This window comes from Ruegeria sp. CDSA221 (assembly GCF_059611825.1).
In genome coordinates this window covers 43,326-64,362 of the sequence record NZ_JBXWPK010000001.1, presented here as the reverse complement: position 1 = coordinate 64,362, position 21,037 = coordinate 43,326, and the positions used below count along the sequence as shown (strand labels likewise).

Here is a 21,037-nt window from a genome sequence, read left to right as displayed (position 1 = left end):
AAGGAGCACCAAGATGGCAGACTCCCCCGAAAACCGCGGTTGGATCCGCCGCCTCTGGAACGCGATCTGGACCCCGGCTGTTATGTTCAGCTCGGGCTTTCTGATCCTCGCCGGGTTTCTGGCCGGTATTCTGTTCTGGGGTGGGTTCCACTGGACATTGGAACTGACCAATACCGAGGAATTCTGTACCTCGTGCCACACGATGGAAACCAATCTGGGCGAATACCGCGAGACGATCCACTATAACAACCACTCCGGTGTCCGCGCGATCTGTTCTGACTGCCACGTGCCACATGAATGGAACCACAAGATCAAGGCCAAAATCATGGCTGTTAAAGATGTCTATCACGAGCTTGCCGGAACCATCAGCACGCCTGAGAAATACGAAGCGCATCGGCTAAGTATGGCTTCCGCGGTCTGGAAAAAGATGAAGGCCTCTGATAGCCGCGAGTGCCGCAACTGCCATAACTTTGACTATATGGATTTCACCATTCAAGAAGCACGCGCTGCATCGGAACATCAGCGGGCAATTGACAACAACATGACCTGCATCGACTGCCACCAAGGCATCGCACACAGCCTGCCGCAGGGTTATCAGGAAGAATACCAGAAAATCACCGATGCGTTGGCTAATAAATCTGCAGGTAACTTGCAACAACAGGTTGCTGACGGCAGCACAGAAATCCGGTCATACCTGACCATACAGTCGGACTGAAAAGGGGTAAGTTATGCTGGAACTTCTGGGAACAATCGGAGGCAACATCATCGGCCTTCCAGGTATTCTCGGCATTGCGCTTGGCATGATGACGCGCCGCCTCTGGCTGGGGGCCATGATGGGCGGTTTGATCGGCATTGTTGGGACGCTGCTGTTTGCCCATTGGGACTTTGCCAATGTTGCAACGACCGAACTTCTGATCGCCATTGTTGTGGGTCTGTGTGCTGGAACACTGGGTTCTGCGATCCGTATCAAAGGGGCAACGGTCTAACAGAAAGACCGGAGCGTGCTGGGCAATGGCGGCTTAGTGATTGGTCCTTTACCCGACGCTCTGGGGTAGATAGCGGCTAGGTGCAGAAGGGATCTGATGGAATGGACATCCCCTGATTTCTCATCTGATAAGATTTGGAGATGGAAGCCGTCAGAACCATCGAGCAATCCGTGCCGAGGGACCATTGCTCGCGTTGGTGTAGATTTTCAGCTGCAGCCCACGCGCCACTGGAGCATTCGACCACGCCTTGCAATGGACCGGTATTACGACATCTAGCTGCAATAAAATAGATATCATATCAAACCCTTAAAGATAGTGTTTCAGCCAAATTGATTCAGGCAAGTAGGCCTCAATGAGTCCACTGCAGATTGATTCCATATCTTATTGCGCAAAATGGCGCCCCTAAGCGCGTAATCCTAGGAACCATGATTGGCCTGGCAAGATCCGGGCTCTGCTTGTACTACTCCCACCATTTTGTACTGCGCAAAAAAACAACCTGTTCTGGCGCAAAAAGTAACAGCGCAGCCCGCACCGCCGCACTTGTTTTAGGGCCAGCAGGATTTGGACAAGCCAAACGCCTCTGGCCATCTGGGGTGAGACGCTGCCTTTCCCCTCGGGCAACCCTATTAGACAACACCGTGTCCTCGGCTGCGCCTGCGGGCCGCACCACTATTGTCGAATAGCATTGCCTCGCCTCCATCCGCGTTCGCCACTTGGCAGATCAGCAGGAACAGCCGCCTTCGTTGTCTGATCTGCAAATCAGCCCTGATTTTCCCAAATGGGAAATCAGGATCAATGAAATCGGTCTTAGTGCTGGATGAAGGAAGTGAGCCGAAAATTGCATGGTTCTGCCACCAGCGACAGCTAAGCTATTGATTTTGAATCAACTGGATTTTCTGAAACGCACAAGTTTTACCATTTACGACTCAAAGTATTGCCATCAAATCAGAGTAGTCAGAGTGCCTCCACCAGTCTTCAGTGCGACTTCTATAGGTGAGGCACCTATCTTTGATCGACTCCCACCAAATCGGAATAGGAACGCTCGCCGCGAGTGATTTGTCGTTTGAGGATGTTCTTTGCAGCTTTTACTTTACCCTCGCTCAGAAGCGCCGTGATCGCTTGATGCTCCTGGAACGACTTCTTCGTTCGATCAGAACGCTTGGACAGATGAGTCCGCATGGTTTGGACGATGTCGCCGACTTTTTGGTAACCATCACTCAAATAGCTGTTTTTGCAGTACCTGAAAAAGGCGTGGTGAAATTCTGCATCTAGTTCCAAGTACTGCTCGAATTCATCTGCTTCCCGCGCTTCAGACATCTTCGATACAGTATCTGCAAGTTCATCAAGCAGAGCGTTACCATTTTCTTTGACTGCCTGCTCCATAGCAGCAGCTTCGAGGATGAGTCTGTATTGGCAAAGCTGCACCACATCCTCTTGAGAAAGAGAGAATACAAAAGCTCCTCGATGAGGAAAGATCTGAACGAGCCCCTGAAGATTCAAAGCCGATAGCGCTTCGCGAATCGGAGTTTTGCTGATGCCCATGGCATTTGACAGCTTCACTTCCGGCAACGATTCACCCAATTGAAACGTGCCATTGATAATGCCTTTTCGGATGTGCTCTTCAGCAGTTTTACTCAACGAATCCGGTCGCTTAATCTGCAAAATCTCGGTCATTTTCACTTCGTCCTATTTCGTCTCTCTAACACAATAGCACATGTACGCTTGATTTCTATATTATATCTGATATCTCAGATAATAGATATAAAATAACCAAATCCGTGGGAGGATACCTTGTTCAAGAAATCAACATTGGCGCTTGGCGTCGTCATGTCAGCCGGGCTTGCTTTTGCAGCATCCGCTGAAACAGTCATTAAGGTTGGGCACGGCGCAGCAGAAGCGTTTCATATGCATCGCGCGCTACTGAAATTTGAAGAACTGGTCGAAGCTGGCTCGAATGGTGAGATCGACGTACAGATTTTCCCCTCGTCGCAGATGGGCCCGGACCGCGAGATGATCGAAGGTGTTCAAACCGGTGTTCTTGAAATGGCCATTCCCCCGTCTTCGTTCTTCGCAGGTTGGGATCCGGCCTTTGCAGTGATCGAACTTCCCTACATGTATGCTTCCAAAGACATCGCCTTTGATGTTCTTGATGGTGAGGCCGGTGAAGGCATGCTTGCACGTGTCGAAAACCAGGGATTGGTCGGTCTTGGCTGGCTTGAATTGGGAGTACGCAATGTGACCAACAATGTCCGCCCAGTTGCAACCCCCGCAGATCTCGAGGGTGTCAAGCTGCGCACGATGAAAGTTCCAGCACATGTGGCAACCTTCGAAACTCTCGGCGCCAACCCAACGCCGATGAACTTTGGCGAGGTTTATTCTGCCCTCCAGCAAGGCGTGATCGACGGGCAGGAAAACCCCCTGGCGATCATTACTTCGCAGCGTTTTTACGAAGTGCAGAAATACCTTTCGACCACGGGCCATGTCTTTGCGGTCTACATGCCGGTCGTCTCCAAGCCATTTTTTGACTCGCTGCCTGCGGAGCATCAGCAACTAATCCGGGACTCGATGGCTGCCGCACGTGACTATCAGGCAGAACTGGTCGCCAACGAAGATGCGGAACAACTGGAACAGATCCGCGCCGCTGGTGTCGAGATTCTGGAGCTGACTGCAGAGCAGAGACAAGCCTTTGCCGACAAAACAGAAAGCGTTCGTCTTCAATATCGCGACGAAGTTGGCGCCGAAGCCTACGACGCTTGGGTCGCGGCGGTGTCCGCAGCAAGCGGAAGCTGACCCACGGTTTACTCAGCCAATCCGGGCACCCGTGCCGAGCAGGTTCGGGCGCCCCTTTCGTTCAAGGGGAGGTGAACGATGTCGGTGATCAAATGGATCGATATGAACGCGGAAAAGGTCCTAGCCAGTGCGCTACTAGCCGCGATTGTCGTGTTGATTTTTGGCAACGTGTTCATGCGCTACATCATGAATGCCTCTCTTTCATGGGGAGAAGAGCTAACGCTTTGGCTGTTTGTCTGGTTCGTCTGGCTTGGCGTCAGCTATGCCTTTCACACCGGCGATCATGTGCGCATTACAGTCCTGCGCGATGTCCTGAGCGAGCGGGCAAGGCTTTACGCGGATGTTGTGATCGCGCTTCTGGTTCTTGGATTTCTGATCGCTCTGACAATTGAAGCTATCAAGCTGATCCGGCAACCCTTTGTGGCCAGCCAAACCTCAGTTGTTTTGGGGCTGCCAATCCCGATCCTGTATGCCTCAGCGCCGGTCGGTGCAGGCTTATCCGCGATCCGCGTCACTCAACATTTGATCCGAACCCTGCGTCTGATCGCAGGAACCAAAGCGTGAGGAACCCGGCATGCTTGCAACAACGCTTTTCCTGACGCTTTTCGCTCTTCTGCTCTTCAGCGTACCAATTGGCATCTGCCTAGGTCTTGCGACCATGACCGTAATGGTCTTCGTGGATGGCACGCCACCCATGGTTTTGCTGGCACGATCAGTGGTGACAGGCGCGGACTCGTTTCCCCTGATAGCTGTTCCTCTATTTATTCTGGCAGGCGACCTGATGCAGCACGGTGGAATGTCGCGCCGTCTGGTTGGGTTCGCCAATGCACTGATAGGTCATATCCGGGGCGGGCTGGCTTATGTGAACGTGCTCGCCTGTGTGTTCTTTGCCGCCATATCCGGGTCGTCCCCTGCAACCGTCGCCGCCATCGGATCAAACATGATCCCTGAGATGGAAAAGGTCGGCTATACGCGCAAATTCAGCGGCGCATTGACGGCGTCCTCGGGGATGATCGGCGTGATGATCCCTCCAAGCATCCCCTTCATCATCTATGGCGTTACTGCTGAGGTTTCGATCGGCAAGCTGTTCCTTGCGGGTGTTGTTCCCGGCATCCTCTTTGCCCTCATGTTCATGTTGGTCGCCCGTGTCCTGCTGCGAAAGGATGAGGTTGTTCAGCAATCGACAACCACGTTCTCAGGCCCGGGTGTTTGGCAGAGCTTCCGGTCTTCGATCTGGGCACTTCTGGTGCCTGTAATCATCCTCGGCGGCATCTACAGCGGTATCTTCACGCCGACCGAAGCCGGTGCGGTGGCCGTGGTTTATGCCGCCTTCATCGGCATCGTCGTCTATGGCGACATCACCCTGAAGGACCTGCCAGAGGTTTTGGCGGGCAGTGCAAAGACGAGCGGCACAATTCTGATATTGGTGATCATGGCGACCGCCTTTGGCAGACTGATCACGCTTGCAAGAATCCCGACAGAACTCGCCACAACGATCACCAGCCTGTCCGACAATCCGATCATTATTCTGTTGTTGATCAATCTGCTTTTGCTGGTGATCGGCATGTTCATGGAGACGATATCGTCGATCATCATCATGACGCCGATCCTGTTGCCGGTTGCAACCGCGCTGGGTGTCGATCCGATCGTCTTTGGCGTCATTCTGACGGTCAATCTGGCCATCGGATTCTGCACGCCACCTTTGGGCGTAAATCTGTTCGTGGCCAGCAGCATTTCAAAGGTTTCCATCGAAAGCCTCAGCCGGGCAATCCTGCCATTCTTTGCCGGCATGCTGATACTGTTGATGTTCATCACCTATGTGCCGGCAATTTCCCTAGCCTTGCCATCCCTTTGGTGACCGGCTGCGGCGCTTCAAACGTTAGACAACAAAACCAGAGGACCCGGATGGATCTGGACCTATCCCACCCGTCGATAGAAGACCTTCGGAAAACCGCGCGAAAGCGCATCCCGAAGTTTGCCTTCGAATATCTCGACAGCGCGACCGGCCGGGAACTAGGGTTAAAGGTGAACCGTGACGCACTTGATTCCATCAGGTTCATGCCGCGTGTTCTATGCGGCCGAACAAAGGCCGATCTGCAGACTACACTGATGGATAAAACATATGATCTGCCTTTCGGAATAGCGCCTGTGGGCATGTCCGGCCTGATGTGGGCGGGCGCAGAGCGGATGCTTGCAAAGGCGGCGGTCGCTCACAACATTCCGTTTTCGTTGTCCAGCGTGGCAGTAGCATCGCCGGAAGATGTGGCGCCCCACATTGGCCACAATGGATGGTTTCAGCATTACCCGGTGAACTCCGGTGAATTGCGCCGCGCAATGCTGCCGCGGATCAAGGCGGCTGGATTTCACACGCTGATCATCACAGTGGACGTACCAGAGGAAAGCCGGCGTGAACGACAACGTCGCGCCAACCTGACCGTGCCTCCAAAAGCTGACTTACGCACTCTGTTAGAAATGGCTTCACGTCCCGCATGGTGCCTCGCACATCTGCGCGAAGGTGTCATGCCACGCATGCGGTTCTTTGACGATTATGTCCCGACACGCGGGCGCGAAAGCTTTACCCACGCGGGTGCCTTGATCCGTGGGATTCCGGATTGGGAGTACCTGCGCGAGCTGCGGCAGGAGTGGGAGGGCAACTTGATCGTCAAGGGAGTCCTGCGGTCCGAGGACGCGCAGAAAATGGTGGCCGAGGGCGTGGACTGCATCTGGGTATCCAACCACTCCGGGCGTCAATTCGAAGCCGGACCCGCCGTGATTGATCAATTGCCGGATATTCGCGACGCGGTCGGAACAGATGTGCCCTTGATCTACGACTCCGGCATCGCCTGGGGTTTGGATATCATGCGCGCCCTGGCGAAAGGTGCAGATTTCGTCATGGTCGGACGCGCCTTTCAATATGCTGTCGCAGCGTTTGGAGTGCGAGGGGTCGACCATCTCGTTCACATCCTGAAAGCAGACATTGAGGCCAATATGAGCCAGTTGGGTGCTGAAAATCTCGACAACTTGGCCGAGCACCTTCTCAAGAGTGGCTGATCACCCTTCGCTAAGCACCGCGTATCACACACACCCGCTCGTCGCCTCGTCAAGCAATCCATTAACGATCAGATCCGCAGTTGAACGCGAACAAGCCATCGGCAGGTTATAGACCGTCGCCAGGCGGGTCAGAGCCTTAACATCAACGTCGTGAGGCATGGGCGACAGAGGATCGACAAAAAAAATCAGCGCATCCAGTTTATCTTCACAGATCATGGCGCCGATCTGTTGGTCACCTCCGAGTGGTCCACTTTTCAGGCAAGTCACATCCAGTTCTGGATAGGCTTGCTTAATGCGGCTGCCGGTTGTTCCTGTCGAAAAGACTTGCACGCCGGACAGGCGAGACTGTTGTAGACCCACCCATTCAACGATTTCGTCCTTTCGCGCATCATGAGCCACTAGCGCGAAACGCGGCGCATCACCGGATGAATTGTTCAACGTAGTCTTCTCCAAGTCCTACTTCCGCAAAGTGTTTTCGGCACAGATCAATCTTGGTAAAGACATCTTCGTAGCCAGTAACCTTGCCCCACGGATCAACATAGCACATCACGCCATTGACCTGAAAATATGTGACCATCTCTTCGACATCGTCCGGGACGACCAAAGTATGCGTCTCACCCGGCGGCTCAAAGACATAACCCCCTTCTTCCGCCACCCAATCGTGTTCCAGGTAATGCCAACGCCCTTTCAAGACAAAGCCGTGGACAGGTTGCGGATGGCGGTGCCGTGAAAGAACACCAGCTTTGCGCACTTTGAGAAGGTTCATCCAATAGCCTTGCGAGCGGTTCAGACAGAGCGGCCGGAACCAGACGTTTTCGGCCTGCGGAACCCATAGCCTGTCGTCCTCACTCATAGCGTTCGGGATCACGATCTCTTCTTGCGCATCCTTGGGGAACGGCAATTGATAAGGCATTCGGGCGGTGTCGTCGTCATTCATTGATATTCCTCACATAGCGAGATAGCCGCCATCGACCGGATAGATCGATCCGGTCACAAAGCTGGCATTTTCACTTAAAAGCCATTGCACAAGCGCGCCGACCTCTTCGGGTTTTCCCCAGCGTTTCATCGGCGTGCGCGCCATGATTCCGGCTGTTCGCGCGGAATCTTCCCGCAGGCCTTGGGTCATCTCTGTTTCGATCCACCCCGGCGCGATGGCATTGACCCGGATGCCGTCTTCGGCCCAGCGACCTGCAAGCGCCTTGGTTAATTGTGCAACGCCGCCCTTGGAAGCGGAATAGGCTGGAACCAAAGGCCCACCAAAGGTGCTGAGCATGGAGGCGGTATTGACGATGGCCCCATCTGTTTCCGCCAGCAAAGGATGTACGGCGAGGCAGCAGCGCATCGTACCGGTCAAGTTCACATCAAGCACCTTGGCAAATACTTCGATGTTGTATTCTTCTTCACGCATAAGAATACCTGCGCAGTTCACCAAAGCATCAAGACGCGTAAGATCGCTAAACACTGTATCGACGGAGACCTGATCAGTCACATCCAGGGTCTGTACCTTGATCCCGTCCTGGGGCACGAACGCATCCAACTCGGATTGGGATGCAGATGCAGCGATGACGGACCAGCCCGCCTCAGCCAGCGATCGCGCAACACCCGCACCGATCCCTCGCGTACCACCCGTAACAAGGGCCTGCTTCATCCAAGTTCCTCCAATACACTGGTGAAGGCGCGCGCGCGCCTAGCGATATCATCCAATGTATAGCTCGGTTTGAACAGTGCGGAGCCCAGCCCATATCCATCTGCACCCGCAGCATGATACGACGCCATCGTATCCGGCGTTATGCCACCTACCGCAGCGACGACTGCGTCTGCAGGCAATACGGCGCGCATAGCCGCTATGGCAGCGGGGGGCACCATTTCCGCCGGAAAGAATTTGAGCACCGAGGCTCCGATTTCCAATGCCGCAAAGGCCTCGGACGGGGTCATGACGCCCGGACACCAAATCAGACCCCGTGCGACAGCCGCGCGCCCGACGTCCGGATTCATATTGGGTGATACGATGATGCGCCCGCCCGCATCTGCGGCCGCCGCGACCTGATCCGTGGTCAACACTGTGCCAGCGCCGACTATGGCTTGAGCGCCATGTTTCGCAACGATCTGCGATATCGAGTCCAGCGGGTCCGGTGAGTTGAGCGGCACTTCAATAATCCGAAACCCGGCATTGAAGAGCACATCAGACACCGGGCGCGCATTTTCTGGTGCCAGCCCCCGCAAAATCGCAATCAGCGGATTTGCCGCAAGCGCTGCAGTAAGGTCAATCATCCGAGTAACCCCGCAGCGCGTGCGATCAGGAAATGCCCCTTTGCCACTATATCAACTGGCGCGCGACGACTTTCGAAACCGGCTATTCGAAGAGCAATTTCGTAGCGGTCTGACAAATCGCTACGTCCTACAACAGTGATTGTCCCAACTTCGTTCAATTCACCCGTTGCAGCAGCTACTTCGGTACCGATCAACAAACCTGACATGTAGTCAGCCGTTGCAACCTTTGGAATTTTGCCCATGAGAGGAAGCGTCCGGACATGGAAAAGGCTGTGCAGCAAGTTCGACGTTCCATCGAGGCCGGCTTTTACACCCATTGTGAACGCCTCCTCACTGAAGGTATCGTCCTTCATCAATGTCCCGAGGATTGTGTGCCCTTTCAGCGCAGAGAAGATCTCACCCGTCATGTAAGTCGAAAAATCCACGATTTTCCCGCCTGCAACCTGAACCCATTTGCTGTGAGTTCCCGGCATCACAAACGTACCTTCGCTTAAGCCCAGCGAAGAGGCCCCAATGATCTGGGTTTCTTCGCCGCGCATGACGTCCGGACCTCCGGCATGTTCGGTCGAAGCACCCGTTACAAAGTGAATGCGTGCTCCACTGGTTGCGTCATGAGGGACCAGAGCCCGTGCAAGACCGCCCGCGCCGAGCGGCATTTCGGCATAGCGTGTTTCAACCCAGCCATTGCGGCTGGTAATCATGCCAGATGCCAGGATAGGCAGGTTTGCCTTGGCCACCCAAGGGCCGATAAGACGATCAAGAACCGACTCAAAGGTTTGACCCGCAACCTGCATTATACCTTCAGGCGACGAGACCCCGTCGATCACCTCGCCCTCTGCTCCAATGAGAAAAGCACGGAACGATGAAGTGCCCCAATCGACGCCGATCAGCGCTGGCTCAGATGCGACCGAATTCATTCAGCAGATCCTCGACGGTTTTGCCTTGGGCCACCCATTTACGGGTTTCCTCCTCACGGTCAGCTTGCTCTTGAGCAAGGCGCACGGTTTCTTCGGCGATTTCTTGTGGAATCACGACGACACCCATCAGATCAGCTACGATGAAATCACCAGGATTCACGACGACGCCTCCGCAGGCAATTGGCACATTGATCGAAAGCTCTTCTTTACGTTCTGAGAACATCGTGTGCGTCCCACGCGGCGTGATCGCACGCGTCCAGATTGGCCAGTTGATGTCTTCCAGTTCGTCTGTGTCGCGCCCGGTGCCATCAACGATCATGCCGCGGATGCCACGGTTCTTGGCGAGACCGCCCATTAAACCGCCGCAAACTGACGTTTGACGATCACCACCCGCGTCCACGACGATCACATCCCCGGGTTGTCCCATTTCAAGCGCTTTCAAGGGGTCCACCAGATCGCCTTTTGAAAGCTGAACCGTCACGGCCTGGCCTGTCACCTTAGCGCGGAAAGCTGGCTTGATGGCGCTATCCATCACACCAGTTCGGTATTGCACATCCGCGAAAATGGCTGCGGCAGAGTACGCCTCTAACACCTTGTCGAATTTCTTGAGCAGTTCCGGGCTTCTTTCAAAATCATTGAAAACCCTAAGGTCCGTGCTGACTTCCGGCATTCTCTTCTCCTATTATGCGGTAGATACAGCCAATGCGTCAGCATTGACGGTGTAGTCGGGTTTTTGCCCTGTCAGGACCTTGGCCACTTGCGTGGCCGCGGTGACCCGCGCTGCGTGTATGGATTCCTCGGAATAGTAGGCTGAATGCGGCGTCACGAGGACGTTGGGCAATGTGAACAGCGGGTTGTCATCGGGCGTCCAATTTGCACGCTTGGCGGGTTCTTCTTCGGGGTCGTCGAGCCCCGCTGCGGCCAGACGACCCTCTGTCAGCGCCCGGAACAGCGCCTTGTTGTTAACTGTAGGCCCGCGCCCGGTGTTCACAAGGATCGCGCCCGGTTTCATGGCGGAGAATTCGGCGTCAGACAGAAAGTGATGCGTATCCGGCGTCATCGGTGCCTGCATCAGGACATAGTCAGATCGTGCCAGCAACTCGGGTTTGCTCACCAACTCGACCCCAAGCTTCGCGGCTACTTCTCGGGGTAAAAACGGATCAAATGCAATGACGGTAACCCCGAAGGAATGCGCCCGCGCGACGATGGCTTGCCCGATTTTACCCAGCGAAACAACACCCATCGTGCGTCCGCGCAGACGGTAAACAGGCTGCCCACTTTGCCATTTCCAAACCCCCGCATGCGTGGCCCGATCATAGTCCGGCAGCTTGCGAGCCAAGGTGAGCCAAAGGGCAATCGCGTGATCGGCGACTTCCTCGGTACAGTAGTTTTGCACGTTGGTGACCAGAATGCCTTTGTCCGTCGCCGTGCCGACATCAACGATATCCACGCCAACACCATATCGCGCGATGACCTCGCACTTTTGCATCCGCGTGATTGTTTCTTTCCCGATCCGAGCGTATTGATTCATCATCGCAGCGCAATGCGGCGCGACATCGAACAGGTCTTCCTGACGCTTGGCCTGAAGCGCGATCACTTCGGCACCGGCGGCTTCCAGGATTTCCTTCTCAACGGAGACGTCACCAAAATCGTAATCGGTGATCACGACCTTGGGTTTGTCCGTTTTAGGAGCAATGCCAGCGAGATCAGTCATAGGCACCCGCCGAATAGGTCAATTCGTACGAGTGACTGTAGAGCTCAAAGATATTCCCAAACGGATCTTCCATATAGACCATGCGATAGGGCTTTTCGCCGGGGTAGTACTTACGCACCTGTTGCATGCGCTGGCGGCCCCCCAGATCTTCGATGACCTTGATGCGACCTTCCAAATCCTCGTCCTGCACGCAGAAATGGAACAAGCCTCGCCGCCAGTATTCAAACGGGCGCTCCTCTTCGACAGTTTTCGGGAATTCGAACAACTCGATACCGACACCATCCCCCATCGACAAATGGGCGATGCGAAAACTTCCCCAGCCTTCTCCGAACACATCATCGCACATCTGACCGATGGCGCTTTCGTCGTGTAGTACTTCGGTTGGCTCCATCAACACGTAGAGACCAAATGCTTTGGAATAGAACTCCACGGCTTTTTCCAGGTCTGGAACCGTGATGCCGATATGAGAGAATGTAAGAGCGGCCATGGCAGGCTCCTTCTGTTAGCAGTTAAAGAATGTTACGTACGATGCCGCCTTCGATCCGGTGCGCAGAACCATTGGAGGCAGTGCTGGCCGAGATTGTGACGATCATGCGGGCGACCTCGTCTGGCTGGACGAAGCGTTGAATAAGGGAGGTTGGCTCATCCGATTTGAAGTAATTGTCGACGATCATGTCGAGCGGGTCACCTTTTTGATCGGCGAGGCCGTCAAAGTAGGCCTCGACACCTTCGGTCCAGGTTGGACCGGGCAGGATTGAGTTAACCCGGACTTTCGTCCCCTTTGTCAACTCTGCCATGCCACGTGTGAGACCTAACATGGCAGTTTTAGTAACGGAGTAATGCACCATCTGGGGTAGAGGTTTGACCGCTGCTTCGCTGGCCATGTTTATGATGGACCCTTCCCCTCGGCGTAGCATCTCGGGCAGGAAAATCCGGCTCATCCGAACGGCGGACAGGACGTTGATGTTGAAGTAGTGCATCCAGTCGTCATCGGTCAGATCCTCAAACGGTTTGACCGAAAAGATGCCGACATTGTTCACCAGCACATCAACTGTACCGCGCGCTTGCGCGAAATCCGCCAGAGTTTCCGCATCAGCGGTTTTTGTTAGGTCGGCCGCAATGCCTTCAACCTCGCCCAGAGATGACAGGTCATCGACGCAGGCGGACACTTCCGCCTCGGTTAGGCCATGCACGATGACCCGGGCGCCTTCTTCCAGGTAAAGCAGGGCAGTGGCTTTGCCGATACCGGAACCTGAACCGGTCACCAGGACCAGCTTATCCTTGAGACCTAGATCCATCTCAAGCCTCCTTCTTAACGTTTGATGATTGCTGCGATGACAAGCCGCCGAACATGCGCCCCATCAACGTAGAGATTTCCGCGCGCCACATATCTATTCCAACGGCCATCAAGATGATCAGGCCCAGCACGATGTTCTGAACAGAAGATGGTGCGGCGTTCAGGTTCAGACCATTCTGGACGATAACGATTGTCATCGCTCCCATCAGCGTGGCGAGAATGTTTCCACGACCGCCTGCAAGGCTGGCCCCGCCAACCACGGCGGCGGCAATTGCCTGCAGCTCCAGCGTCTGGCCATAGTTGGGCGAACCAGAATTGAGGCGCGCCGACATCAGGATGGCCCCGACAGCCGTCATGAAACCTGCGATGACAAACGTCGTCGTCTGCACCTTACGCACGTTGATGCCCGTCAGAACGGCAGCGGCTGGGTTGCCACCCACGGCATAGATCTCTCGGCCGAGTTTTGTGAAGTTCATCGTGAACGCGGCAAGGGCATAGAAGAACACGAGGTAGAAGAACGGCAACGGAACGCCGAACAGCTTACCGTAAAAGATCGGCTCCAACGCTGGATCCAGCGAAAAGATCGGCGAGCCATTGTTGAAGATCAGCGCAAGGCCTCGAAAGGCAATCAATGCCGCCAGTGTGGTGATGAACGACGGAATGCGCCCGTAGGCGGTTATCAATCCGATGAAAAGACCGAGCAACCCGCCAATAAAGAGAATGAGTGGCAGCGCCAAAACCAACGGAATACCGATGAATTTCAACAACTGCGCAAGGATCATGGTTAGCAAGGCCACCATCGACCCTGAACTCAGATCAATGCCCGCCGCGAAAATCACGATGGTAGATCCAATTGCAATCAACGCCACAATGCTCACCTGCAAGGACAGGTTCGACAGGTTGCCTGGGTTCAGAAAGCGCTCTGTCGTAAGGGCGACAATCAGGGCGACGATCACCATGGCTGCAAATGGCCCAATCAATTGAGTGTCAAAAATCCGCTTCATGCGAAAGCCTCCTCAGGCTTGGAATGGGGAATGTCGGCGGAAGCGCGCACTAGATCGTCATGAGTAAGCTCAGATGCATCGACCGTGCGCGCGATTGTGCCATGTTGTACAACGGCAATCCGGTCACTCATCGCCAGCAGCTCGTCATGGTCCGAACTGATCAGGATGATCGATTTTCCCGCACGGGTGAGCCTGTTGATCAGCTTGTAGACGGCGATCTTGGCGCCAATATCGATCCCCTGTGTCGGCTCATCGAGGATCAGGATGTCCGAGGCAGAGAACAGCCAGCGCGCGATCACGATCTTCTGCTGATTGCCACCAGACAGGAAATTGACCGTTTTTCCTTCGGCCTGGGTCGAGATTTCCAGATCGCGGATCAGATCATGGGTGGCTTGATCTTCCACCTTAAGGTTCAAGATTCCGAACCGGCTTAGCTCGCCTAAAGACGCTGCAGTGACGTTCCCGCTTGCGCGAAAGTTGAAGAACAACCCGTCAAACTTGCGGTTTTCCGGAACGAGGGCCAATCCAGCACGGATCGCATCGATTTCCCGGCGGAAGTGAACCGGTTTGCCGTTCAGCGTTACTTGCCCGGCAATCAATTCGTCGGTCCCGAACAGCGCGCGCGCAATTTCTGTGCGGCCACTGCCCAAGACGCCACCCAAGCCTAAAACCTCGCCTCGGCACAGTGAAAACGAAACATCTTTCACACCTGATTTTGTGGCCAGACCGGACGCCTCCAGCACAATATCATCGGTGGCGTTCTGCTCTTTAGGATAATGCTCACCAATGTCTTCACCAACCATGGCGCTGACAATCTCAGAGACAGTGATCTTGGTCTCACCACTTGCGCGCACAACGCATCCGTTGCGTAAGATCGTCACTTCATCGACGATCCGCTCAACCTCATCCAGCCTATGAGAAACATAGAGGATGGCGGTGCCGCGTTCGCGCATATTTCGCAAAAGCTGGTGCAGGCGCTCAATCTCATCTTCGCCCAATGCCGCAGTTGGCTCATCAAGGATGATCATACGGGCATCCATCGCGATGGCTTTCGCGATCTCGACCAACTGTTGCTCGCCTACCGACAGCGTACCGGTGATAGTTTCGGGTGAAACATCGACATCCATTTCCGCCAACACGCGGGCGGCTTCATCGTAGACCCTGGCCCAATCGATCACACCAAAGCGAGACCGAGGCATATTGCCAAGGAAGATGTTTTCGCCAACCGATAAGGTCGGCACGATCGAGAATTCCTGAAAAACTGTCGCGATGCCCAAATCGCGCGCCGCCTGCGGGTCGCTGATTGTGACAGACTTTCCATTGTACAGGATTTGGCCGCTATCTGGTTGCTGTACGCCGGACAAGGTTTTGATCATCGTGGACTTGCCACAGCCGTTTTCGCCCAGCAGCCCATGAATGGAACCGGGCATAAGCCGGATGCAGACTTTGTCGTTCGCCAAGACACCGGGATAGGCCTTGGTAATATCGACAAACTCCCAAAGGGGCGTTGCGGGTGTCATTGCGAATGCCTCGACAAAATGAAATTCGGTTGGTTTGCAACCCGGCAGCACGCACGCGCGCCACCGGGAAGCCGGGGAGATGGCTCAGTACTCTTTGGACGGTTGTGGGAAAAGCTTTTCAGGCTCTTGCAGCACACTGATCGCGCCATCCTTGTCCTCAATCGATGTGGGCGTTTCGATCCAGCCACCGGGATAAGACCCGTTAAGCGCATCAATAGTGGCGTGCATTGCTGCTTTACCCATCAGGAATGGTGAAGTGTTGACGGTTGCCGTGATGTTGCCCGCCGCGATCTCTTCAAGGCCGGACGTGTCGCCATCATTGCCCAATAGAACGATGTCATTTCGGCCGAGTGCTTTCGCAGCAAAGGATGCTCCAATGATCATGTAGTCATTCGCAGCAAAGATCATGTCGAGATCGGGGTTCGACTGCAGGATATCCATGCCAGCTGTGTTGCCGCCTTCGACGTTCCATTTGCCATCGATGGATACAACGACTTCAAAGTTGTCGTTGCCCTCAATGCCGTCAAGAAAGCCACCGACCCGCTCGGTTGAGTGATACCCTGGCTGCCCTTCGATGATGCCGACCTTCAATGGTTGATCGCCATAGGTCTCGATGGCCCAATCAGCGATGGCCTGAGTACCATTGCGCTGAGAATACCCGACCACACCGTGGATCGGAGTCGGAAAGTTCGGGATGTCCGAGTTGATCATCAAAACAGCCATGCCCTTGTCAACGGCCTGCTTAAGTAGCGGCGCCGCAGCAAATTCATCATGCGTTCCAAAGATGATCGCATCCACATCCTGTGTCAGTACATCCTGGATCATACCCATCTGACCGTTGATATCCGCGCCAGACTGAGGCGCAAGCATGAAGACTTCGACCCCGGCCTCCGCAGCGACCGCTTTGATGCCCTCACCAATGGCGATGTAGTAGTTGAACTCGGTAGCCGGTGGCATATACGCGATCCGGAACGTGTCATTCTTGGGTTCAATCGCATCAATCGCAGCCTGTGCCCCGTCCTGCAACGGCACCGGTGTCGGATAGTTCTCGGCCATTGCGACCGTTGCCAGCGTGACGAATCCCGCGGCAAGCGTAGTGCTCATAAGCGTTTTCAACATTGTTTTCTCCTCCAGAAATTCGTTGGTTATCCGTTGAACGGCGTGTCGATCACGCCACGAATGCCGGGTTTCACGGCGAAGAGACCGCCGGATTCCGGTTCTTTTGATAAAGCGGCTTCGTCACTCATCAGCCGCGATGTCGTTATGAAAAGCGTGTCGAGGTCTGGACCGCCGAATGCGCAACAGGTGGGCTTCCAGACCGGCACCTCGATCACGCGATTGATCGTGCCGTTGGGTGCAACACGCACAACGCGATGGCCTTCCCATTCGGCATTCCAGACACCGCCTTCTGCATCCACGCAGGACCCATCGGGCAGGCCGGGTTCGTCCTGGAAAGAAACATGCATCCGACGGTTCGAAACAGATCCACTATCAGTGTCGTAGTCGAACGCCACGATTTCCCGATCCGGGGTATCGGCAAAGAACATTGTAGTTCCATCCGCCGTGAAGCAGGTCGAATTGGCGCAAGACACCCCTTCGATGATTGTGCGCACGTTCAGATCCGTGTCGACGCAAATAACCGACGAATCGGCATTACCTGAGACTTCGTTCATCCCCCCGACAATCAACCGCCCCTGACGATCAGTCCGCCCGTCATTCAACCGCGTCTCCGCGTTATTCGACTCGAATCGGGTGACGAGGGATTCTTCTTTCATGGCCTGATCGAGCAAAACGACACGATCTGCATAAGCAACGATCAGCCCTCCAGAGATCCGCGGAGCAAAGCAACATACGCGCTCTGGCATCTTATGAGACGTGCTTTTCGAAGTTACCGGATCAAATGAGAAAAGCGCGCTGCCTTCGATGTCGGTCCACCAGACAAGCCCATCGGCGGGATTCCAGAAAATCCCTTCCCCGTGCTGGTTCTTGCAGTCAACCACCAACTCTGCGCGCAATTTTTTGACCTCCATTATCGCATTCTGATATCTGATATACCAGCTTGCCTAATCTGGTGTATCAGATATCTTGCATCTAGCAACACCTTTTTTGGAGATATCCCCAGATGGCCCTTGAGAGACCCAAATCATTGCGTGAACTCGCACTGGAGCATTTGCGGAACAGCATTATCGATGGCTCCCTGAAGATGGGTCAGATTTTGTCGGAGCGAAAAATCTCCGAAGAACTGGGCGTGTCTAAGTCACCGGTCCGCGAGGCGCTCGCTCAATTGCGTGACGAAGGGTTGGTCAGTATCGAACCGCAAAAAGGCGCACGCGTGTTTTCCTTGTCTGAACCGGAAGTCACCCAAATCTGCGACTTCAGACAAGCGATCGAAACAGCCGCCTTCGAACTGGCATTGTCGCGTGACCCGGAAGGACTGGCCAGTGAAATGCAACGCGTCGTGACGGAAATGGAGCGAGAACGCAGGCGAGGCAACGAGAAAGGCTACCTTTCACTAGATACCACGTTTCATCAGTTGATCTTCGAACATGCCGGGAACGATTATTTGACGGCTAGCTATACCCGATACATCGGTAAGATTGCAGCACTACGAACCCACCTGGCGAAGCTGCCGCAGCACACCGAACTCTCTTTTGATGAACATGCGAAGATTGCGATTGCAGTGCGCGAAGGGGACATGGCCAAGATCAAGTCTCTTCTTACGGCACATATTGATCGCACGCGGCAGGCCTACAAGAGCGCTGCAATTGTTCTCGAAGGAGCCGCTGCGCCCTGACGCATAGAACAGCTGAGTTTTTGAAGGGGGGCGGGCCATATCGGCACCGCCCCTTTCTTGTTCCGCTTCACCGCTATCTCTTTTTGATTGACATCTGAGATATCAGATGCCAATCAAAAAGCGGGAGGAGCTTTGTATGACACCTGCAATGGAACATGGCGCACTGAGGTCACAGCCACTGATTCAACTGGAAGCGGCTGGCAAAAGCTTCGGAACGAATATTGTTTTGGACGGTGTCGACTTCGAGTTGAGACCCGGTGAAGTTCACGCGCTTTGTGGTGAAAACGGTGCTGGGAAATCCACCTGCCTCGGTCTTCTTTATGGACTTCACCAGCCCACAGCCGGGCGAATCCTGTGCGATGGCAACGAGCAGCTGATTGAAAGCCCATCACATGCGCAATCACTCGGTATTGGCTGTGTCTTTCAGGAACTCAGCCTCGCCGGTGTCCTCTCCGTAGCGGAAAACATCTTCGCAGGCCGCGTACCCACCCGGTTGGGTGTCGTCAACTGGCCTGAATTGCGTCGTCGGGCGGAAGCGTTGTTGGCGGAGTTCGGTCTGGATATTGATGTTTCCATGCCGGTTGACGGCCTTCCGATTAGCTCCCGCCAGATCGTAGAAATTGCCAAGGCGTTGTCACTGAACTCCCGCGTCCTGCTTTTGGATGAGCCAACTTCAGCATTGGCACCCGATGAAGTGGACGCACTATTCGACGTCTTAAAGTCCCTTACAAAGAAGGGGATTGGCATCGTGTATGTCAGTCACCACATGGCCGAGATCTTCCAGATTTCAGACCGCATCACTGTTCTGCGCGACGGACACCGCATCAGCACATTGCCCGTGTCAGAAACCTCACAGGAAAAGGTCGTTGCCGAGATGATCGGCGGCGCACATCCCGGTGATGTCACCCGTTCGGATCAAGGCGGCGGCAACGAAGTTTTGAATGTAAAGAACCTGACGCACCCCGGCGAGTTTGAAGACATTTCGTTTTCCATAAAAGCCGGAGAGATCGTTGGTATGGCCGGTCTAATGGGCGCCCGCCGCAGCGAGATTGTCCGGTCCATCGCTGGACTGATGCATGGCGCGACAGGCGAAATCAGATTGCATGGCAAGCCAGTCAGCTTTGCGTCCTTGCGGCAAGCGATGCGCGCTGGTGTCGGGTTTGTCCCCGAGGAACGCAAGACCGAAGGTCTATTTCTGGAACAATCGCTCAGCGACAACCTGATTGCAGCCAGTCTTTCCGAACACACGTCTGTCGGTTTCATACGTGCCAGCACAATCAAAGCTGCGAGCCAGGCCGCCATTGACGCCTTCAGTGTCAAAACCAGCGGGATTACCGAACTTGTTGGCGATCTGTCAGGGGGCAACCAGCAAAAGATCATGCTGGCCAAATGGCTCAAACGTTCTCCAGCTCTTCTGATCATCGAGGAGCCCACAAAAGGTGTTGATGTCGGGGCTAAATTTCAGATTCACACAGAGCTTTTACGTCGAGCCGCCGAAGGTATGGCCATCCTCGTGGTGTCATCCGATTTCCCTGAACTTGTCTCTCTCTCTACGCGCATTCTTGTGGTCCACGACGGTCGCCTCATGGGCGATGTTGCGGCGGTTGACGCAACCGAGACCACGCTCCTTCAATTGGCCGCCGGAAACTCTGTTCCATCGGTGGATGCAACCCAAACCAATCAATCAGGAGTCGCGACTTGACTATGACAGCTCAAGCCAATTTGCCCATGAAACCACCCCTGTTGCGCCGTGTCCTGCAAGCCTTTGTTGATATTCGTGAGCTGACGCTGATCGTCCTGATCGCCGCCATCATCATCGTGATGTCCAACATCAACCCCTACTTCCTGAGTTTCTCGAATTTTCGCGCGGTGGCCGTGGGCATGGCACCGACCGCGATCATTGTGATCGGCATGGCAATCCTGCTTGCATCCGGTGGTTTCGATCTGTCGGTTGGTTCGGTGATGGCCCTGTCTTCCACCGTCGTCGCCATGCTGCTTTTGACCGGTATGGCAATCCCGCTCGCCGTAGCATGCGGGCTCATTCTAGGTGGCATGGTGGGCGTGGTGAACGGAGTGCTGGTGACCGGCCTCGGGATCAATCCGTTGATCGCAACGCTCGGAACGATGTCGATCGCACGCGGTATTGCCCTCGTATTGACCGAGGGGTTTTCAGTATCCAGCCTGCCGGCGTCCTTCGCCTGGATCGGCAAAGCTGACATCGGCGGCTTTCCGGTGATTGTCTTGTTCACCATTCTGCTGGTGATCCTGTTTGACCTGGCCGTCCGCCATACGCGTTTCTTCCGTCAGGTCTATTTCATTGGTGCCAATGAAAAAGCCGCGATGCTATCGGGCATCCACGTCACACGCGTGCGCATCATTCTGTACGCACTGACTGGTATTCTGGCTGCTCTGGCGGGTGTCTTGCTGGCCTCCCGCTTGATGAGCGGTACGCCCACGGCCGGCAATGGCATCGAACTGCAAGTTCTGGCGGCGGCCGTCATCGGCGGCGCATCTTTACGAGGAGGAGAAGGCACTATCCTCGGAGCTTTCCTTGGCGTCGTTTTCGTCGCGTTAATCAACAACACAATGACGATGCTTGCCGTATCGATCTACTGGCAAATGATCGTCATCGGCGGTGTACTCGTTACAGCAGTCGCCTTGGACATGCTGATCCGAAGCAAACGGGGTTAGGC

Annotated in this window: 23 protein-coding genes; 9 read left to right on the top strand and 14 right to left on the bottom strand. The window is 54.8% G+C overall.

The features are described 5' to 3' along the window. Window positions 1–13 precede the first annotated feature (13 nt). Window positions 14–715 carry a NapC/NirT family cytochrome c gene (locus AC2FJ5_RS00315; protein ID WP_496702551.1) on the top strand — a complete coding sequence of 234 codons (702 nt, stop codon included), beginning with the start codon at window positions 14–16 and terminating at the stop codon, window positions 713–715. A gap of 13 nt (window positions 716–728) precedes the next feature. Beyond that, window positions 729–986 (top strand): hypothetical protein, encoded by a 258-nt coding sequence (locus AC2FJ5_RS00310; protein ID WP_496691457.1) that lies wholly within the window; start codon window positions 729–731, stop codon window positions 984–986. Between the two features lie 1,002 nt (window positions 987–1,988). Here the strand turns inward: AC2FJ5_RS00310 and AC2FJ5_RS00305 are convergent. Further along, the gene (locus tag AC2FJ5_RS00305; RefSeq protein ID WP_496691456.1) at window positions 1,989–2,660 is read right to left on the bottom strand and encodes a GntR family transcriptional regulator; all 672 of its coding nucleotides are present in this window, start codon (window positions 2,658–2,660) and stop codon (window positions 1,989–1,991) included. A gap of 117 nt (window positions 2,661–2,777) precedes the next feature. On the opposite strand from AC2FJ5_RS00305, the gene AC2FJ5_RS00300 reads away from it, so the two are divergent. The 4 genes from AC2FJ5_RS00300 to AC2FJ5_RS00285 all read left to right on the top strand — a co-directional run bounded on the left by AC2FJ5_RS00300 (window position 2,778) and on the right by AC2FJ5_RS00285 (window position 6,827). Next, complete coding sequence (locus tag AC2FJ5_RS00300) at window positions 2,778–3,776, top strand: TRAP transporter substrate-binding protein (protein ID WP_496791978.1); 999 nt, start codon at window positions 2,778–2,780, stop codon at window positions 3,774–3,776. A gap of 78 nt (window positions 3,777–3,854) precedes the next feature. Further along, the gene (locus AC2FJ5_RS00295; RefSeq protein WP_496702549.1) at window positions 3,855–4,340 is read left to right on the top strand and encodes a TRAP transporter small permease; all 486 of its coding nucleotides are present in this window, start codon (window positions 3,855–3,857) and stop codon (window positions 4,338–4,340) included. Between the two features lie 10 nt (window positions 4,341–4,350). After that, the gene (locus tag AC2FJ5_RS00290; RefSeq protein ID WP_496702296.1) at window positions 4,351–5,634 is read left to right on the top strand and encodes a TRAP transporter large permease; all 1,284 of its coding nucleotides are present in this window, start codon (window positions 4,351–4,353) and stop codon (window positions 5,632–5,634) included. A gap of 47 nt (window positions 5,635–5,681) precedes the next feature. After that, complete coding sequence (locus AC2FJ5_RS00285; protein ID WP_496791977.1) at window positions 5,682–6,827, top strand: alpha-hydroxy acid oxidase; 1,146 nt, start codon at window positions 5,682–5,684, stop codon at window positions 6,825–6,827. Window positions 6,828–6,851: 24 nt separating this feature from the next. On the opposite strand, the gene AC2FJ5_RS00280 is transcribed toward AC2FJ5_RS00285, so the two are convergent. From AC2FJ5_RS00280 to AC2FJ5_RS00220, 13 genes are all read right to left on the bottom strand, one after another. Then, window positions 6,852–7,265 carry a methylglyoxal synthase gene (locus tag AC2FJ5_RS00280; RefSeq protein WP_496791976.1) on the bottom strand — a complete coding sequence of 138 codons (414 nt, stop codon included), beginning with the start codon at window positions 7,263–7,265 and terminating at the stop codon, window positions 6,852–6,854. After that, window positions 7,246–7,764, bottom strand: coding sequence for a 2,4'-dihydroxyacetophenone dioxygenase family protein (locus AC2FJ5_RS00275; RefSeq protein WP_050606110.1), 519 nt, complete (start codon window positions 7,762–7,764; stop codon window positions 7,246–7,248). Before AC2FJ5_RS00275 ends, AC2FJ5_RS00280 begins: the two co-directional genes overlap by 20 nt. Before the next feature lie 9 nt (window positions 7,765–7,773). Next, entirely contained in the window at window positions 7,774–8,475 is a 702-nt protein-coding gene (locus tag AC2FJ5_RS00270; RefSeq protein WP_496791974.1) for an SDR family NAD(P)-dependent oxidoreductase, read from the bottom strand. Next, a complete protein-coding gene (locus AC2FJ5_RS00265; protein WP_496791973.1) occupies window positions 8,472–9,098 on the bottom strand; it encodes a 2-dehydro-3-deoxy-6-phosphogalactonate aldolase in 627 nt (208 codons plus the stop codon). The genes AC2FJ5_RS00270 and AC2FJ5_RS00265 overlap by 4 nt, the downstream gene beginning before the upstream one ends. Next, a complete protein-coding gene (locus AC2FJ5_RS00260; protein WP_496702306.1) occupies window positions 9,095–10,015 on the bottom strand; it encodes a 2-dehydro-3-deoxygalactonokinase in 921 nt (306 codons plus the stop codon). Before AC2FJ5_RS00260 ends, AC2FJ5_RS00265 begins: the two co-directional genes overlap by 4 nt. Further along, on the bottom strand, window positions 9,996–10,685 hold the full coding sequence (locus AC2FJ5_RS00255; RefSeq protein WP_496691446.1) for an RraA family protein: 690 nt from the start codon (window positions 10,683–10,685) through the stop codon (window positions 9,996–9,998). Before AC2FJ5_RS00255 ends, AC2FJ5_RS00260 begins: the two co-directional genes overlap by 20 nt. A 12-nt stretch (window positions 10,686–10,697) precedes the next feature. Further along, window positions 10,698–11,729, bottom strand: coding sequence for a C-terminal binding protein (locus tag AC2FJ5_RS00250; RefSeq protein WP_496791972.1), 1,032 nt, complete (start codon window positions 11,727–11,729; stop codon window positions 10,698–10,700). Continuing rightward, window positions 11,722–12,216 (bottom strand): lactoylglutathione lyase family protein, encoded by a 495-nt coding sequence (locus AC2FJ5_RS00245; RefSeq protein ID WP_496702537.1) that lies wholly within the window; start codon window positions 12,214–12,216, stop codon window positions 11,722–11,724. The genes AC2FJ5_RS00250 and AC2FJ5_RS00245 overlap by 8 nt, the downstream gene beginning before the upstream one ends. Window positions 12,217–12,238: 22 nt before the next feature. Further along, window positions 12,239–13,027, bottom strand: coding sequence for an SDR family NAD(P)-dependent oxidoreductase (locus AC2FJ5_RS00240; RefSeq protein ID WP_496791971.1), 789 nt, complete (start codon window positions 13,025–13,027; stop codon window positions 12,239–12,241). Window position 13,028: 1 nt separating this feature from the next. Then, on the bottom strand, window positions 13,029–14,030 hold the full coding sequence (locus tag AC2FJ5_RS00235) for an ABC transporter permease (protein WP_496791970.1): 1,002 nt from the start codon (window positions 14,028–14,030) through the stop codon (window positions 13,029–13,031). After that, window positions 14,027–15,550, bottom strand: coding sequence for a sugar ABC transporter ATP-binding protein (locus AC2FJ5_RS00230; RefSeq protein WP_496791969.1), 1,524 nt, complete (start codon window positions 15,548–15,550; stop codon window positions 14,027–14,029). Before AC2FJ5_RS00230 ends, AC2FJ5_RS00235 begins: the two co-directional genes overlap by 4 nt. Window positions 15,551–15,634: 84 nt before the next feature. Continuing rightward, the gene (locus AC2FJ5_RS00225) at window positions 15,635–16,669 is read right to left on the bottom strand and encodes a sugar ABC transporter substrate-binding protein (protein WP_058276292.1); all 1,035 of its coding nucleotides are present in this window, start codon (window positions 16,667–16,669) and stop codon (window positions 15,635–15,637) included. A gap of 26 nt (window positions 16,670–16,695) precedes the next feature. Further along, on the bottom strand, window positions 16,696–17,580 hold the full coding sequence (locus tag AC2FJ5_RS00220) for an SMP-30/gluconolactonase/LRE family protein (RefSeq protein WP_496791967.1): 885 nt from the start codon (window positions 17,578–17,580) through the stop codon (window positions 16,696–16,698). A gap of 92 nt (window positions 17,581–17,672) precedes the next feature. Here AC2FJ5_RS00220 and AC2FJ5_RS00215 point away from each other — a divergent pair, with 92 nt between their 5' ends. From AC2FJ5_RS00215 to AC2FJ5_RS00205, 3 genes are all read left to right on the top strand, one after another. Continuing rightward, window positions 17,673–18,344: a GntR family transcriptional regulator gene (locus AC2FJ5_RS00215; RefSeq protein WP_496791966.1), complete on the top strand. Its 672-nt coding sequence runs from the start codon at window positions 17,673–17,675 to the stop codon at window positions 18,342–18,344. Between the two features lie 136 nt (window positions 18,345–18,480). Further along, on the top strand, window positions 18,481–20,046 hold the full coding sequence (locus AC2FJ5_RS00210; RefSeq protein ID WP_496791964.1) for a sugar ABC transporter ATP-binding protein: 1,566 nt from the start codon (window positions 18,481–18,483) through the stop codon (window positions 20,044–20,046). A gap of 26 nt (window positions 20,047–20,072) precedes the next feature. Next, window positions 20,073–21,035 (top strand): ABC transporter permease, encoded by a 963-nt coding sequence (locus tag AC2FJ5_RS00205; RefSeq protein ID WP_496691437.1) that lies wholly within the window; start codon window positions 20,073–20,075, stop codon window positions 21,033–21,035. Window positions 21,036–21,037: the final 2 nt, after the last annotated feature.

Bases quoted from the DNA above. Each gene is read 5' to 3' on its own strand.
- AC2FJ5_RS00315 (WP_496702551.1), top strand. From the start codon at position 14: ATGGCAGACTCCCCCGAAAACCGCGGTTGGATCCGCCGCCTCTGGAAC.
- AC2FJ5_RS00260 (WP_496702306.1), bottom strand. From the start codon at position 10,015: ATGAATTCGGTCGCATCTGAGCCAGCGCTGATCGGCGTCGATTGGGGC.
- AC2FJ5_RS00295 (WP_496702549.1), top strand. From the start codon at position 3,855: ATGTCGGTGATCAAATGGATCGATATGAACGCGGAAAAGGTCCTAGCC.
- AC2FJ5_RS00290 (WP_496702296.1), top strand. From the start codon at position 4,351: ATGCTTGCAACAACGCTTTTCCTGACGCTTTTCGCTCTTCTGCTCTTC.
- AC2FJ5_RS00205 (WP_496691437.1), top strand. From the start codon at position 20,073: ATGAAACCACCCCTGTTGCGCCGTGTCCTGCAAGCCTTTGTTGATATT.
- AC2FJ5_RS00240 (WP_496791971.1), bottom strand. From the start codon at position 13,027: ATGGATCTAGGTCTCAAGGATAAGCTGGTCCTGGTGACCGGTTCAGGT.
- AC2FJ5_RS00215 (WP_496791966.1), top strand. From the start codon at position 17,673: ATGGCCCTTGAGAGACCCAAATCATTGCGTGAACTCGCACTGGAGCAT.
- AC2FJ5_RS00310 (WP_496691457.1), top strand. From the start codon at position 729: ATGCTGGAACTTCTGGGAACAATCGGAGGCAACATCATCGGCCTTCCA.
- AC2FJ5_RS00210 (WP_496791964.1), top strand. From the start codon at position 18,481: ATGACACCTGCAATGGAACATGGCGCACTGAGGTCACAGCCACTGATT.
- AC2FJ5_RS00230 (WP_496791969.1), bottom strand. From the start codon at position 15,550: ATGACACCCGCAACGCCCCTTTGGGAGTTTGTCGATATTACCAAGGCC.
- AC2FJ5_RS00225 (WP_058276292.1), bottom strand. From the start codon at position 16,669: ATGTTGAAAACGCTTATGAGCACTACGCTTGCCGCGGGATTCGTCACG.
- AC2FJ5_RS00245 (WP_496702537.1), bottom strand. From the start codon at position 12,216: ATGGCCGCTCTTACATTCTCTCATATCGGCATCACGGTTCCAGACCTG.
- AC2FJ5_RS00235 (WP_496791970.1), bottom strand. From the start codon at position 14,030: ATGAAGCGGATTTTTGACACTCAATTGATTGGGCCATTTGCAGCCATG.
- AC2FJ5_RS00285 (WP_496791977.1), top strand. From the start codon at position 5,682: ATGGATCTGGACCTATCCCACCCGTCGATAGAAGACCTTCGGAAAACC.
- AC2FJ5_RS00255 (WP_496691446.1), bottom strand. From the start codon at position 10,685: ATGCCGGAAGTCAGCACGGACCTTAGGGTTTTCAATGATTTTGAAAGA.
- AC2FJ5_RS00305 (WP_496691456.1), bottom strand. From the start codon at position 2,660: ATGACCGAGATTTTGCAGATTAAGCGACCGGATTCGTTGAGTAAAACT.
- AC2FJ5_RS00270 (WP_496791974.1), bottom strand. From the start codon at position 8,475: ATGAAGCAGGCCCTTGTTACGGGTGGTACGCGAGGGATCGGTGCGGGT.
- AC2FJ5_RS00250 (WP_496791972.1), bottom strand. From the start codon at position 11,729: ATGACTGATCTCGCTGGCATTGCTCCTAAAACGGACAAACCCAAGGTC.
- AC2FJ5_RS00265 (WP_496791973.1), bottom strand. From the start codon at position 9,098: ATGATTGACCTTACTGCAGCGCTTGCGGCAAATCCGCTGATTGCGATT.
- AC2FJ5_RS00275 (WP_050606110.1), bottom strand. From the start codon at position 7,764: ATGAATGACGACGACACCGCCCGAATGCCTTATCAATTGCCGTTCCCC.
- AC2FJ5_RS00220 (WP_496791967.1), bottom strand. From the start codon at position 17,580: ATGGAGGTCAAAAAATTGCGCGCAGAGTTGGTGGTTGACTGCAAGAAC.